Annotated in this window: 13 protein-coding genes; 11 read left to right on the top strand and 2 right to left on the bottom strand. The window is 50.4% G+C overall.

The features are described 5' to 3' along the window. Positions 1–695, bottom strand: a 695-nt coding sequence (locus tag G598_RS20145) for a hypothetical protein (protein ID WP_211221605.1), incomplete at its 3' end; no start/stop codon positions are given. Positions 696–1135: 440 nt separating this feature from the next. Here G598_RS20145 and G598_RS0116095 point away from each other — a divergent pair. Genes G598_RS0116095 through G598_RS0116080 form a run of 4 tightly spaced genes read left to right on the top strand, consistent with a single transcriptional unit; the run spans position 1136 to position 3841 of the window. After that, positions 1136–1345 (top strand): 4Fe-4S binding protein, encoded by a 210-nt coding sequence (locus tag G598_RS0116095; protein WP_026767784.1) that lies wholly within the window; start codon positions 1136–1138, stop codon positions 1343–1345. Then, positions 1342–2484, top strand: coding sequence for a 2-oxoacid:acceptor oxidoreductase subunit alpha (locus G598_RS0116090; protein WP_026767783.1), 1143 nt, complete (start codon positions 1342–1344; stop codon positions 2482–2484). Before G598_RS0116095 ends, G598_RS0116090 begins: the two co-directional genes overlap by 4 nt. Next, a complete protein-coding gene (locus G598_RS0116085) occupies positions 2484–3314 on the top strand; it encodes a thiamine pyrophosphate-dependent enzyme (protein ID WP_026767782.1) in 831 nt (276 codons plus the stop codon). Before G598_RS0116090 ends, G598_RS0116085 begins: the two co-directional genes overlap by 1 nt. Then, entirely contained in the window at positions 3311–3841 is a 531-nt protein-coding gene (locus G598_RS0116080; RefSeq protein WP_026767781.1) for a 2-oxoacid:acceptor oxidoreductase family protein, read from the top strand. Before G598_RS0116085 ends, G598_RS0116080 begins: the two co-directional genes overlap by 4 nt. 265 nt (positions 3842–4106) lie before the next feature. Here G598_RS0116080 and fliD read toward each other — a convergent pair whose 3' ends face one another. Beyond that, a complete protein-coding gene (gene fliD, locus G598_RS18310; protein WP_051180452.1) occupies positions 4107–5063 on the bottom strand; it encodes a flagellar filament capping protein FliD in 957 nt (318 codons plus the stop codon). 371 nt (positions 5064–5434) lie between these two features. On the opposite strand from fliD, the gene pyk reads away from it, so the two are divergent. The 7 genes from pyk to G598_RS0116035 all read left to right on the top strand — a co-directional run bounded on the left by pyk (position 5435) and on the right by G598_RS0116035 (position 13781). Continuing rightward, on the top strand, positions 5435–6847 hold the full coding sequence (pyk, locus tag G598_RS0116070) for a pyruvate kinase (protein WP_026767780.1): 1413 nt from the start codon (positions 5435–5437) through the stop codon (positions 6845–6847). A gap of 359 nt (positions 6848–7206) precedes the next feature. Then, the gene (locus tag G598_RS0116065; protein ID WP_026767779.1) at positions 7207–7968 is read left to right on the top strand and encodes an MBL fold metallo-hydrolase; all 762 of its coding nucleotides are present in this window, start codon (positions 7207–7209) and stop codon (positions 7966–7968) included. Positions 7969–7985: 17 nt separating this feature from the next. Next, the gene (locus G598_RS0116060; protein WP_037364850.1) at positions 7986–9089 is read left to right on the top strand and encodes a S1C family serine protease; all 1104 of its coding nucleotides are present in this window, start codon (positions 7986–7988) and stop codon (positions 9087–9089) included. After that, positions 9089–9568, top strand: coding sequence for a 23S rRNA (pseudouridine(1915)-N(3))-methyltransferase RlmH (gene rlmH, locus G598_RS0116055; protein ID WP_026767777.1), 480 nt, complete (start codon positions 9089–9091; stop codon positions 9566–9568). Before G598_RS0116060 ends, rlmH begins: the two co-directional genes overlap by 1 nt. A 73-nt stretch (positions 9569–9641) precedes the next feature. Next, entirely contained in the window at positions 9642–10622 is a 981-nt protein-coding gene (locus tag G598_RS19450; protein ID WP_169534998.1) for a 5-bromo-4-chloroindolyl phosphate hydrolysis family protein, read from the top strand. A 15-nt stretch (positions 10623–10637) separates the two neighbouring features. Next, complete coding sequence (locus G598_RS0116040; RefSeq protein ID WP_026767776.1) at positions 10638–11798, top strand: toxic anion resistance protein; 1161 nt, start codon at positions 10638–10640, stop codon at positions 11796–11798. Then, positions 11799–13781 (top strand): penicillin-binding protein, encoded by a 1983-nt coding sequence (locus G598_RS0116035; protein ID WP_026767775.1) that lies wholly within the window; start codon positions 11799–11801, stop codon positions 13779–13781. Positions 13782–14008: the final 227 nt, after the last annotated feature.

The following is a 14008-nucleotide window of genomic DNA, read 5'->3' as shown; positions in this document are numbered from 1 at the left end:
GCTTCGGCCTTTGCTTTAGCTTCAGCAGCAGCTTTTTTCTTGGCTTCAGCTTCGGCCTTTGCTTTAGCCTCAACAGCAGCTTTTTTCTTAGCCTCGGCTTCGGCCTTTGCTTTAGCTTCAGCGGCAGCTTTTTTCTTGGCTTCGGCTTCAGCCTGTTCGGCAATAATCTTGGCTGCGGCTTCGGCTTCTTTTACAGCGAGCTGCGCCGCCTGAATATCGGCAGTAGTTTTTTTCGTTGTAGTAGATTCCTTCGGCGAATCTGTTTGCATGGGTGCATTTTCTTCTACTGAGACAGGTTCCGCTGCGGGGGGTTCTTCTACAGCTGCGGGGGCAGCTGATTTTTTGCGTCGAGCCAGCAGCATATTATCTTCTGTGGGAGGTTCCTCCTTCACAGGCAGCTGCTCTGTGGGAAGAACGGTATATCCACCAGCAAGTGCTTCCTCCCGGCGCAGCATCCGTTCGTTGAAAATCGTCACTAACGCCGCCGCTGTGACCACCAATATTCCCAGACGCAAGTAATGTGTACGGTCAAGGAATGGACTCATAGTGATCGCCATGCCATTGACGATAAAGGCCATTATGGCACAAAGCACCAGGGAAATCCATTTCATTTCAATCTTAAAAAAGCGGCACAGCCTGTAAATGAGGAAGATGCTAATGGACATAATCGAACCTGTTATCAGGATGAATGCCATGTTTTTCACCTCTTCCTGAAAGTGAGCATTAAGCAATTATACTCACCATCTTATAAACTTTTCGACAATAATAGGAAAATTCCTGCCAAATTTACATTTATATTGTGCAAAAACAACATTCCTACCCCCATAGTATACCATATTATTGACATTTTGGGCAGTGGATTTTTGTATTTTATCCCCGTGAAAAAACGGGCAATATCTTTGTTGAACAATAAAAATAAAATTTATTTTCGTTATGGGGGAGATTTTGTTTTTGTGGCGAACATTTACATTAAGAAGAATGGGCGAGGTATACTGTTTATGTATACATTACTTAAATTTACAAAAACAGTGGATTTTTATACAACTTTCTGTTATGATGTAAAAGTATATAAGAAATAAGCATATTTGCTATGTAAATTAAGTTATATTTAGTGTGTTAATTGGAGGCGGAGTTTATGAAAGCGGAGATTAGCGTCAAACAGGCGCGGTGCAAAGGGTGCGGGATTTGCGCAGCCTTTTGTCCTAAGTCAGTGCTGGCCATAGATGAGCTGGGGAAGGTGCAGGTGGTAAATCCGGAGGCTTGCATTGGCTGCGGGCAGTGTGAACTGCGGTGTCCGGATTATGCAATATTTGTGGATAAAGTTGCAAAGGGGGGAGCGGCATGAGCAAGGCAAGATTGATGCAGGGCAATGAAGCCTGCGCAGAGGCAGCTATTGCTGCCGGGGTTAATTTTTTTGCCGGGTACCCAATCACTCCCTCGACGGAAATCGCCGAAACTATGGCCAAACTATTACCGCAGGCTGGCGGCAAGTTTATTCAGATGGAAGATGAGATTGCTTCGATGGGCGCTATTTTAGGTGCCTCCCTAGCTGGCTGCAAGGTTATGGACGCTACTTCCGGGCCGGGATTTTCTTTGAAACAGGAGCTTATTGGCTATGCGGCTTGTGCGGAGATTCCTTGCGTGCTGGTTGATGTGCAGCGTGTTGGCCCTTCAACTGGCCAGCCTACTGCTCCTTCGCAGGGCGATGTGATGCAGGTGCGCTGGGGGACGCATGGTGACCATCCGGTGATTGCCCTGTCTCCCTGGAGTGTCCGTGAAACTTATGATGCTACAGTGATGGCGGTGAATTACGCAGAACGTTTCCGCACGCCGGTAATGCTTTTGATGGATGAGATGGTGGGGCATCTGCGGGAAAAGGTGGAACTGCCGGAGCAGGTGGAGATTTATCCGCGCCGCAAGCCGTCGAAGACCCGGGCAGAAGGTTATCAGCCCTTTGCGCCGGAGGCGGATTTAGTTCCCAATGTGGCGGATTTTGGCGAAGGGTATCATATTCATGTGACTGGTCTTATCCATGACGAAACCGGATTCCCGGTGGGCAGCCCCAAGGTAACGGAAGATTCTATCCGCCGTCTCCATGAGAAGATTGAACGTGCTGGTGAAGAAATCATTCATACGGAAAGTTATTTCATGGATGATGCGGAGTATGCCGTGGTATCCTTTGGCGGTACGGCGCGGACAGCTTATGAGGCCGTCCGGGAGGCGAGAGCAGCTGGCAAAAAAGTTGGTTTGGTGCGCCTGATGACCATCTGGCCATTTGCGGATAAGGTCATTGGGGAACTGGCGGCTAAGGTCAAAGGCATTGTCGTGGCGGAACTGAATTATGGCCAGATTGTCCATGAAGTACGCCGCGCGGCCAATGGACAGTGTCCTGTGTCGCTTTGCGGCAAGTATAATATGCGGGCGTTTGAACCCGGTGAGATTTTGGCAAGTGTAGAGGATTTGATAAAGGAGGTTGAGGGCTGATGGCAGAGAGAGAGTACGAGAAATATTTCCGTCAGAACCGCCTTCCGCATCTCTGGTGTCCCGGCTGCGGCAATGGTATCGCCATGAAGGCGATTGTGCAGGCGATTGCCAAACGTCCGGAACTGAATCAGGATAATACGGTAATCGTGTCCGGTATTGGTTGTTCTTCCCGTGCTTCGGGGTATATGGATTTTGATACCCTGCATACGGCACATGGGAGAGCTATCCCCTTTGCTACCGGGATAAAGCTGGCTCGTCCGGATTTAAATGTGGTGGTTATTACTGGTGATGGTGACTGCACGGCTATTGGCGGCAATCATTTCATTCACGGCTGCCGCCGCAATGTGGATTTGACGGTGGTGCTGTTCAATAATAATATCTATGGTATGACCGGTGGGCAGGCATCGCCCATGACGCCTATGGGCAGAAAAGCGACTACGGCACCTTATGGTTCTGTAGACCGGCCGTTTGATGCCTGTGCTTTGGCTGAGGCTGCTGGTGCTACGTATGTGGCGCGTTCTACGGCTTTCCATGTGCAGCACTTGACGGATATGATTGCAAATGCTTTTGACAATCATGGTTTCTCCTTTGTAGAGGCGCTGGTGCAGTGCCCCACGGCTTATGGCCGCAAGAATAAGCTGGGCAGTCCGGCAGATATGATGAAGTGGATGCGCGATAATGCGGTGATGAAGTCCGCCTGGGATAAACTTGACCCGGCAGCTGTTGCTCCGGAAAAATTCCCGATTGGCTTATTGTATGAGGCTTCGGCGATGGATTATGACACCGCCTATGATCAGGTGATTGAACGGGCAGGAGGTGCACACGCATGAAAAAACAGTTAAGACTCTCCGGCTCCGGTGGACAGGGTGTGATTACAGCGGCAATCCTGCTGGCGGAAGCAGCAGTTGCTGAGGGAAAAGAGGCGGCACAGAGCCAGTCCTATGGCCCGGAAGCCCGTGGTGGTGCCTCAAAAGCCGAGGTCATCATCAGTGATGAAACGATTTATCACCCGCATGTGGAAACGCCGGATTTGGTACTGGCGATGACCCAGAAGGCTGCGGATAAATATTACAGTGACCTGCATAAAGATGGCCTGCTGATTTTAGATGACAGTCTTGTGCCGGAAACGCCGGACTTCCCGCGGGTAGTCCGCCTGCCGATTACAAAACTGGCTGTAGAAGAACTCGGCAAGTCCCTCTTTGCCAATATTGTGGCGTTGGGGGCACTCGTGCGCATCACGGGGCTGGTTCAGTTAGACACCGTTAAGGATTTTGTGAAAAAGCGTGTGCCGCCGCATACAGTAGAGGCAAACATGAAAGCTCTGCAGCTAGGTTGGGATGCAGCGGCAAATGTGTAACAGTGGATAGAACGTAAAGAGAATAGTAGACAGTAAAGCCCGCGGCAGTATATCCCTGCACGATTTACACGCATAGCGCGTACTAGTGCAGGGATATACTGCCGCGGGCGGCTTTTTTGCTCGATGTAAAAGACGCCCGGTGGCTGACATTACTTTTCCTCTGCTTAGACAAGCTTGTCAGACGCGACGGAAAAGCATTATCAGCCCCCGGGCTTTGTTCTTGGTTTCTCTCTGTGACTTTTGCTCATGGAGTTTTTTACAGTTCTTAGAACATGGTGCTAAAGAGATTCCCAATCATGCCGTACTGAACAGAGGCGTTCAGTACCTGTGGGTTGGTGTAGGCTGAGGCGGTTTTGATGGAGTTGCCGAACATATTCTGCAGGGAGGGGAACAGTTTGTCGCTTTGGTTGTTGGCCTGAGCAAGGTGCTGTTCGGCTTTGCCTGCAAGGCCATTAGCGCCCAGTGCGTTTTGGGCCCGATCGCCGTTTTCGGTCAGTGCTGTCGCCAGCGCGTCTTCATCTACAGACATCTTGCCCGTCTTGCTGTCCACTGTAATACCGAGCTGGTTGTAGGTATCGGCCCGATAGGTGGTGTCCGCAAATGACTTATGGAGTGCTTCCATTCGCTTGCCCACACTGCTGTAGTCGCTGGTGAGGTCTATAGCATCGTTGTAGTCGGAGACCAGCTGTTTGACGTTCTTGATGGCAGATTTGAGGCCGTCACTATACGTTTTTGTGCCGTCTTCAGCCTCGGTGATGTCATCGGCGCTGAATTCGTAACTCATGTTCTTGACCGTTTGGGCAGATTTCTGCAAATCGCCCATATAGGCTTTGAACTGCGTTTCGAAGGCGGACTTGGCTTCGTTATAGGAATTGACAAGTCCGGCTGCTGTGGAAGACACATCGGAAAGGGCACTTAAATTAGCGAGACCTGCCCCCATGGCGCTCGATTTGGTGTAACCAGACCAAAGGCTGCTGATGGAATCCTGGGCAGCGCTGGTTTTTTTGTTGGAATATGCCGAATCAAAGGAACCAACCAAATTACTCAACTGGCTGACACTAGAGGCTGCGGCGGAGTAGCTTTTGCTCTGAGCAGAAGACTTGCCAGCGTTTTCCTCAGCCTCGCTGGCTGCTTTCTGTGCCGCAGTGGTGCTTTGGGTACCGCCTTGGGCCATTTTGTACATCGTGTACGTATCTCTGGTCATTGATGAAATGGTAGACATGATAAATCCTCCTTTCCTTAAAATCTGGAAAGTGCAACACTCTCCTTATAAGTTTATCGTTGTTTTTGGGGGAAAGCATAAGTGTTTTTTGGCACTGGGAACAATTCCAATTAATAGCAATAGTCGCGGGTTATCAGGGGGAATAAAAGCAATAAATTTCAAGCAATGAGCCGCTTTTCAGAAAATATATTTTTCCATAGATTTTCGTCAAAAATGTTTTACTTATGGGGACAAAGAGTGTAGAATAGTAGCTGATGGGACATTGTTCCCTTGACTTAGGCCGTAGACAGGACGCCATACAGCGACTCCGAAATTCGGGGGTGTCCGTCTAAAATATAATATGTAGTAAAAGAATAGGTGGGGTTTACAACATGTTAAAAAAGACGAAAATCATTTGCACTCAGGGTCCGTCCACAGAGAAACCGGGCGTAATTGATGCGCTGCTCGCAAATGGCATGAACTGCGCACGTTTCAATTTCTCCCATGGTGACCATGCAGAACATCTTGGCCGTATCAATATGGTTCGTGAAGCTGCCAAGAAAGCTGGCAAGGTTGTTTCGTTGATTCTCGATACCAAAGGTCCGGAAATGCGTCTGGGCGAGTTCAAAGATGGCAAGGTTATGCTCGAAAAGGGCAACCAGTTCACGCTGACCTATGACGATGTACCGGGTGATGAAACTCATGTTTCCGTAAACCACAAAGGTCTCTACACGGAAGTTAAGCCGGGCGACACCCTGCTCCTCTCCGATGGTCTCGTAGCCCTCAAAGTCGATGAAATCAAGGGCAAAGATATCGTTACGACGATTCAGAACAGCGGCAAGATGAGCACGCGTAAGCGTGTAGCTGCTCCGGGCGTATCCCTGGGTCTGCCTCCTATCTCCGAACAGGATGCTAAGGACATCATCTTCGGTTGCGAACAGGATATGGATTTCGTAGCTGCTTCCTTCATTCAGCGTCCGGATGACGTGCTGGCTATCCGTAAGCTCATCGAAGAGCACAATGGCCGCATGGAAATCATTCCGAAGATTGAAAACCTCGAAGGTGTTAAGAACTTCGATGCAATCCTCGAAGTTTCCGATGGTATCATGGTTGCCCGTGGTGACCTGGGCGTAGAAGTTCCGGCAGAAGATGTGCCCCTTATTCAGAAGGAAATCATCCGTAAGTGCAACGCTGCTGGCAAGCCGGTTATCGTTGCTACGCAGATGCTCGACTCCATGGAACGCAACCCGCGTCCGACCCGTGCAGAAGTATCCGACGTTGGTAACGCTATCCTCGATGGTACGGATGCAATCATGCTGTCCGGTGAAACGGCTTCCGGCGACTATCCGGTAGAAGCTGTTTCCACGATGAACCGCATCGCACAGCGCATCGAAAGCTCTCTGGAATACAAAGAACTCTATGTGGAACGCGGCCTGCATCATCTGAAATCCCGTACGCGTGCTATCGCTCATGCTACGGTACAGATGGCTTATGAACTCGATGTTCCGGCTATCATCACGCCGACCGAAACGGGTTACACGACGAAAGTTGTATCCAAGTATCGTCCGAAGGCTGCTATCGTAGCTTATACGCCGAGCGAAAAGGCTCTGCGTCAGCTGAACCTCCGTTGGGGCGTATATCCGGTGCTCGGTTCCATGTGGAGCGATGCCGATGAAATGCTCAGCAACGCTACGGCTGCTGCTGTTAAGGAAGGTCTTGTACAGCGTGGCGATATGACCATCATCACGTCTGGTGTGAAGGCTGGCAAGGGCAACTCCAGCTCTGTACGCGTGTACAACATCTAATAATTACCACGATGTGGTTCGATTGACATCGTAGCTAAAGGGCTCGGTGACTTATTCCTGCGCAAGTACGCGCTTTGCGCGTAAAATGCTCAGGAACAAGTCACCGAGCCCTTTTTGTTTATTTGAATTTATATGTCTCTTCTCTAGTGGGGGCTAAAACTACCTTCGAAAGTCCGTGGTGGCTTGTTCCTAAGCGATTTACACGCTTGCGTGTACTAGCGCAGGAATAAGTTACCACGGACTTTCGGCTGGTATGGCCTTTTCTTTTGTTGTTATCTTTGCGCAATGGCGTTATAATGAAAAAGTGTTATCTTTACAGATAATTTACATAGTCAAGTGTTATGATAGGAGCCGTGGGAATGCAGGTTAGGATTTTGGCCAGTGGCAGCAAGGGCAATGCCGTTTTTGTGGAAATGGACGGTACGAAGCTGCTGATTGACGCTGGCATCAGCGCCACGAAAATTAAAAAGGGCCTGGCGGGGCTGGGGGTGGAGGCAGCATCTTTGGATGGTGTGCTGATTACCCATGAGCACCGTGACCATGTGGCGGGGCTGGTGACGCTGTCGAAGTGGTATCACCTGCCAATCTTTACCCGGCAGGGTACGATTGAGCATATGAAAGAGCGGGCGGCGATTCCGGCAGAATGTTTCTGCCCTGTGGGGGAACGCTTTTCCGTTAACGGGCTTGAGGTTGAGAGTTTTAATATCTCGCACGATGCCGCAGAGCCTGTGGGCTATCGGCTCAAAGGGCGTAAGAACGTAACCTTGGCTACAGACCTTGGCTTTGTGACTTCCAGCGTACAAGCGGCACTGGAAGGCGCTGATGTGCTGATTTTAGAGTCTAATCATGATCCTGAGGTGTTGAAGCAGGGCAGCTATCCTTGGCATTTGAAACGGCGCATTCTATCCAATCGCGGGCATTTGGCAAACAGCGATGCAGCCTGGGCACTTATCCGCATGCAGAAACGTCCGGAGAAGGTGTTTTTGGCGCATCTGTCTGAGGAAAACAATCGTCCGGAACTGGCAGAGAATACAGTACAGGGAATTTTGGAACGTCAGGGTGTAAATATTGATTTAACGGTAGCCAGTCAAACCGAAATGGTAAGCTGGCACTTAAATTGAATTTGGAGGGATTTTTCATGAATAAGAAGAAAACTTCACTGATGGTTGCAGCTATGCTGGCGTTGTCAGCAGTTACGTTTTCCGGTTGTTCGGCAGGGACGGCAGCAGACAATAGTGCCGGTGTGGAAAGCTCCAGCCAGAGTGCACAGCAGGCCAATGCTGATGTAAAACTGTCTGATGCCCGGAATACTCCGGCAGTGCGAGCAGCTAAAATGGTTGGCCCTGCTGTGGTTGGTATTACCAATAAGGCGGTTGCCCGTGACTGGTTCAACAATCCCGTGGAAACGCAGGGCGTGGGGTCCGGCGTGATTTTCCGCGAGGACGGGTATATCGTCACGAATAATCATGTGGTCAGCGGCGCCAAGGAAATCATTGTTTCCCTGTCTGATGGCCGCAGCCTAAAAGGCAAGCTGATTGGTGCCGATGAGCTTACGGATTTGGCTGTGGTGAAGGTGGAGGCCAGCGGCCTGCCTACGGCAAAATTCGGCGATTCTGACCAGATTGTAGTCGGAGAACCGGCTATCGCTATTGGTAATCCGATGGGCCTGGAATTCCGCGGCAGTGTGACCAGCGGCGTAATCAGTGCGGTTAACCGTACGCTGGATATCAGCGACAAATTGGTGAAGCTGATTCAGACGGATGCCGCAATCAATCCGGGCAACTCCGGCGGTGCGCTGGTAAATGCAGATGGCGAAGTGATTGGTATCAATAGTGCGAAACTTGCTGCCAGCGGCGTAGAGGGCATGGGCTTTGCGATTCCGACAAATACCGTGCAGAGCATCATTGATGAAATCATGAACAAGGGTTATGTGGCCCGTCCGTATTTGGGCGTATCGGTCTTTGACCCGCAGACTGCCGGCCGCTACGGCTATCAGCTGAATATTGACAAGGGTGTCTATATCTTCCAGCTGAGCCTGAATGGTCCTTGTGGTAAAGCAGGCCTGCAGCGTGGTGATATCATTTTGAAGGTCAATGATGAGGAAGTGAACTCCGTTTCCGATTTGCGGGCCAAGGTTGCCAGCTACAAGGTCGGCGACACGGTGAAGGTTACCTATGACCGCAATGGTGCCAGCCGCAATGCCGATGTTGTACTCGAAGAAATGCCGCAGGATAACCGCTGATGAAGATAACGATTGTCTGTGCAGGAAAAATCAAGGAAAAATATCTCACGGCAGGCATCGCGGAATTTATGAAGCGTTTGAAGCCTTTTGCACAGGTGGAGATACGGGAGGTTCACGAGGAGAAAATGCCGGATTCACCTTCTGAGGCAGAAAAGGAACAGGTGCTGGCCAAAGAGGGAGAAAAACTCTTGAAGCTGGTGCCGGAGGGCAGTTATCTCTTTGTGCTCGATGTGTTCGGTAAGGAGAAGTCCTCTGAGGAGCTGGCAGCGGCCATCGACAAGCTGGGGCTCTCCGGTCGCAGCAATATCACCTTTCTGATTGGTGGTGCTTTTGGGTTATCCAAAGAAGTACGCAAGTCTGCAGATGAGCTGCTGAGCTTTTCACAAATGACCTTCACCCATCAGATGGTGAGACTCCTGCTCGTCGAACAAATTTACCGCGCCTTTAAGATTAACCGCGGGGAAAAATATCATTGGTAAGTGAAAGCCGTCCCAAACCGGGACGGCTTTGTGGTATAATTAAGGTAAATTCTAAGCGCAAGGAGCGATGGCGATGCGTAACATATATGGTCTGATGGCATTGATCATGGGATGGGGCGGCATGTATGGAATAACTCATGACCAGGGGGAGATTGGTCTTCTGTTGATGGTGGTCATGGGCATCAGTATTTATAAAGGGCAGCTGCCGCAAAAAGCCGTACGGAAGCTGGACGTCAGTCAGTTGGCTGCGGCGCAGGCGGACACCGCTTTGGCGGATTGGGAAAAAGCCCGGGAGGATTATAACCGGGTGGAAGCGGCACGCACAAAAATTCGGGACAGCCAGTTGAGCCGGCAGCTGGGGCTTATGCAGCAGGAGGCTGCAAGGCTCTTGAACTATGTGGAAAAGCACCCGGAACGCATTGCGGCGGCGGGGCGTTTTATCCATTACTATCAGGACAGGGCGGCCGGTCTTTGTGAGCAGTACAGGGAACTGGAAGAAACCAAGCTGGAGACCGAACAGGTCCGGCAGGTAAAGGCGCGGCTCAAGGAAACGCTGGTCAGTTTTGATGAGGCTTACAATGCAGAGTTCACGAAAATCATCAATAGCCAGCTGCTTGATATGGATGCAGAACTTACCGTGATGCAGCAGTCTTTGGAAGCTGAAGGAATCAGTAACAGCAACAGGACAGCTGCTGAGCATGTGGATTTGAATGCAGAAAGCTCTCCGGCATCTACGGGAATCGGGCGCAAAAAACGTCCCCGCCGCGGAGTGCTCACCAAGGTGGGCGGGCAGGAAATCGCACCGGTTAGGGAGAAGATTACTACACCGGATAATGTGCGGAATTCTGTGCTGATGCAAAAAATGATTATGAGCGGGCTGGCAATCACTTTAGGCTCGTTTGGCGCCCATAAATTCTTTCAGGGGAAAACCAAGTGGGGGATTGCTTATGTTGTCTTTTTCTGGACGCTGATTCCTGCTTTAGTATCTTTGGTAGAGGGGATACGGTACTTATTTATGCCGGTAGATGATTTTTACGAGCAATATTATCGTTAAACGGAGGGGCTGACCATGGAAGTTAAATTAGAAGATTTGATGAAAGCCAAAACAGGTATTGCAAGTGCCGATGTGACACCGGATAACCTGCCGTCTGCAGAGGTGATGACGGCACAGGTGGAAAAGGTTGTAAATGAGCTGAATCCGGAGGAACGGGCTCAGGTGGATAAGATAAAGGACGAGCTGGATTTAACCGATTCTACGGCTATTTTGCGTTTTGGTGCGCCTGCACAGCAGAAGATTGCGGAGTTTTCGGACAGCGTGCTTTCTCAGGTGCGCACGAAGGACAGCGGCCCGGTTGGTGAACTTTTAGGCAATCTCGTAACGCAGGTGCGGGAATTTGAGCCGGAGGGCGGCAGCAGTTTCTTAAAGAAGATTCCGCTGGTGGGCAGTCTGGTGAAAAAAGGCGAGGACATCAAGCAGGGCTATGAAAAGCTGTCGACACAGGTGGAAAGGATTCAGACCAGTTTGGAGCAGGCCAAGTTAAAGATGATGAAAGACGTGGCCCTCTTTGATAAGCTGTATGCAGAAAACCTCAGTTATTTCAAGCAGCTGCAGCTTTATATTCAGGCTGGAGAAGAAAAACTTGTGGAAATGCGGGAAGTTACCCTGCCCAAACTCCGCCAGCAGGCTGCTGATTCCGGTGACCCTATGGCCGTGCAGGTTGTGGCTGACTTTGAAGCCAGTGTGAACCGCTTTGAGAAGAAAGTTCATGACCTCAAAATCAGCAAGACGATTGCCATTCAGTCCGCGCCGCAGATTCGCTTGATTCAGAATAACGATAAAGCCCTTATTGACCGTGTGCAGACCGCTATTTACAGTACCATACCCTTGTGGAAGAACCAGCTGGTCATTGCCTTGGGGCTGCAGGCACAGCAGGATGTGCTGCGTATGCAGCAGGCGGTCAGCAATACGACGAATGAGCTTTTACGCCGTAATGCTGAACTTTTGCAGCAGAACAGCATTGAGACTGCGCAGGAAAATGAGCGCAGCATCGTGGACATTGAAACGGTTCGGGAGGTCAATGACCGCCTGATCAATACCATTGAAGAAACAATCAAGATTCAGCAGAATGGCCGTGCCAAACGGCAGGCAGCAGAAGCGGAATTGGTGCAGATAGAAGGAAGATTAAGGGAAACGCTGCTGAAAAACAGCGGCAGGCAGGGGGCTCGGTAAATGAAGAAGAAACGCCGTGCAATACAACGGCGGATCAGTTTTTTGGCATTGATTATGTTGGCGGCGGTGCTGCTTATCGTTGGCCGCTATGCCTGGCTGCAGATTGTGCAGGGAAATGCGCTGAGTGAGCGCATGAAGGCACAGGTGGGGCAGGATTATGCTATTCAGTCGCCGCGAGGCACTATCCTTGACCGGAATGGGCGGGAATTGGCTGTCAGCACCATGACGAAATCCTTGTATATTGATCCATCTCATGTAGAAAATCCACAGGAATTGGCTGGGAACCTGTCTCCGCTTATTGGCAAGACTGAGCAGGATATTTTGGACGATATTGCGGTGGGCGGCGGCTTTGTCTGGGTAAAAAGGCGCATGGAGCAGTCGGAGTATGAAGCTGTGCGCCAGCTTATCCGGGAAAAGGAGTATATGTCCTGTCTGGGATTCCGGGACGAGGCCAAGCGTTATTATCCGAATGATGTACTGGCGGCTAATGTGCTGGGCTTTGTGGGAACCGATGACAAAGGGCTGGACGGTATAGAGCAGGCTTTGGACGCCGTGTTGAAAGGCGAAGTCAAGGAGACGTATCTCACAACGGACCGTCAGGCACGGCCTATCTTGGATTCTATTTTTTCCAGCCGCCGCCGTTATATGGGAGACTCCTGTAAGACGGTGGAACTGACTTTGGATAGTGGTATCCAGTTTATTGTGGAGCAGGAATTAGACAGGGCTATCGCGGAGAATAATCCCAAGGCGATAACCTGTGTAGTTATGAATCCGAAGACGGGAGAAGTATTGGCAATGGCTTCGCGTCCGTCCTATAATCCCAATAAATTCTGGGAGTATAACGCAGAAATCTGGAAAAACCGGGCAGTATCCTTTATCTATGAACCGGGGTCTACGTTTAAGTCCGTGGTAGCGGGGGCTGCGTTACAGGAAAAAGTGGTAAGTCCTAATCAGGTTTTTGTTGACCCGGGGTATGTCATGGTTTCCGGGCGGCGCATTCAGAACTGGAATGGTGAAAGCTTTGGTACGGTCACCTTTACCGATGTCGTTAAGCAGTCCCTGAATACCGGCTTTGCGCAGGTAGGGCTGCGTTTAGGGGCAGAGCGTCTGATGAAGTATGCCCGTGATTTTGGTTTTGGGGAACCGACAGGTATAGATTTACCGGGGGAGGAAAGTGGAATCCTTTTCAACCCGGAGGATATGCGTGATTCGGATATGGCGACCTCTGCTATAGGGCAGAGTATTGCTGTGACACCGTTGCAACTGGTTACGGCTGTCTCGGCTATTGCTAATGATGGTGTGCTGCTGAAACCGCATATCGTGAAAACAATCCGCAATGCTGATGGCAGTATCTATGAGGAACGGGGCAAGACAGAAGTTCGCCGGGTTATTGATTCGGCTACGGATAAGACCTTGATGGGCTTGTTGGAGCAGGTTGTAGCCAGCGGCGGTGGTGCCAAGGCACAGGTCAAGGGGTACCGTATTGGCGGTAAGACAGGGACAGCGCAGAAAATCCGTGAAGACGGCAGCGGCTATATGGATGGCCGTTATATTGCCTCTTTCTGCGGTTTTGCGCCCGTAGAAGACCCGCAGCTGACGGTTTTGGTCATGATTGATGATCCGGGTACAGGAAATTTCTATGGCGGCCAAATAGCAGCTCCGGTTGCCGGACGTATTTTTGCCCAATTGTTCCGGCATTTGCATATTGAGCCATCGAGTGATCCCTTTGCCGGTATGGCACCTGCAGAGGAAAAGAAACCGCAGCACAGGCCGGCTAGACCATTCACTGGGGATATCCCTGACGGCAAGGTCTTGGTGCCGGATTTTGCGGGGAAAAGTCTGCGTGAAGCTGCTGGACTGGCAGCGGATAAAGGTCTGACTTTCCAAAGCGAGGGATCCGGCTATGCTGTAGGGCAGAGTATTGAAATGAATACACTGGTGGATAAGGGGACGGCGATTACCGTTTATTTTGAGCCAGGGTAATACGTTGTTAAAATCCATACATAAGGACGCCCGCGGTAGCTGGTAATGTTTTCCTTCGCCATAGACAGGCTTGTCAAAAGCTGCGGAAAACATCACCAGCTGCTGCGGGCTTATTGCGTAGATTAAATTGCAGTTTATCGATGTTATTGCGAGATTGAACTTATTTGTTACAGCTCAGTTTAGGCGTAGGTGGTAATACTTTTCGCCGTTGCACTAAATGACCCACA

This window comes from Selenomonas ruminantium subsp. ruminantium ATCC 12561 (assembly GCF_000424065.1).
Taxonomy (GTDB): domain Bacteria; phylum Bacillota; class Negativicutes; order Selenomonadales; family Selenomonadaceae; genus Selenomonas_A; species Selenomonas_A ruminantium.
This window is presented reverse-complemented; position numbering and strand designations above follow the sequence as displayed.

Coding starts and splice junctions, on each gene's coding strand:
- G598_RS0116080 (WP_026767781.1), top strand. CDS start 3,311: ATGAAAAAACAGTTAAGACTCTCCGGCTCCGGTGGACAGGGTGTGATT.
- G598_RS0116090 (WP_026767783.1), top strand. CDS start 1,342: ATGAGCAAGGCAAGATTGATGCAGGGCAATGAAGCCTGCGCAGAGGCA.
- G598_RS0116085 (WP_026767782.1), top strand. CDS start 2,484: ATGGCAGAGAGAGAGTACGAGAAATATTTCCGTCAGAACCGCCTTCCG.
- G598_RS19450 (WP_169534998.1), top strand. CDS start 9,642: ATGCGTAACATATATGGTCTGATGGCATTGATCATGGGATGGGGCGGC.
- pyk (WP_026767780.1), top strand. CDS start 5,435: ATGTTAAAAAAGACGAAAATCATTTGCACTCAGGGTCCGTCCACAGAG.
- G598_RS0116035 (WP_026767775.1), top strand. CDS start 11,799: ATGAAGAAGAAACGCCGTGCAATACAACGGCGGATCAGTTTTTTGGCA.
- G598_RS0116065 (WP_026767779.1), top strand. CDS start 7,207: ATGCAGGTTAGGATTTTGGCCAGTGGCAGCAAGGGCAATGCCGTTTTT.
- G598_RS0116060 (WP_037364850.1), top strand. CDS start 7,986: ATGAATAAGAAGAAAACTTCACTGATGGTTGCAGCTATGCTGGCGTTG.
- rlmH (WP_026767777.1), top strand. CDS start 9,089: ATGAAGATAACGATTGTCTGTGCAGGAAAAATCAAGGAAAAATATCTC.
- fliD (WP_051180452.1), bottom strand. CDS start 5,063: ATGTCTACCATTTCATCAATGACCAGAGATACGTACACGATGTACAAA.
- G598_RS0116040 (WP_026767776.1), top strand. CDS start 10,638: ATGGAAGTTAAATTAGAAGATTTGATGAAAGCCAAAACAGGTATTGCA.
- G598_RS0116095 (WP_026767784.1), top strand. CDS start 1,136: ATGAAAGCGGAGATTAGCGTCAAACAGGCGCGGTGCAAAGGGTGCGGG.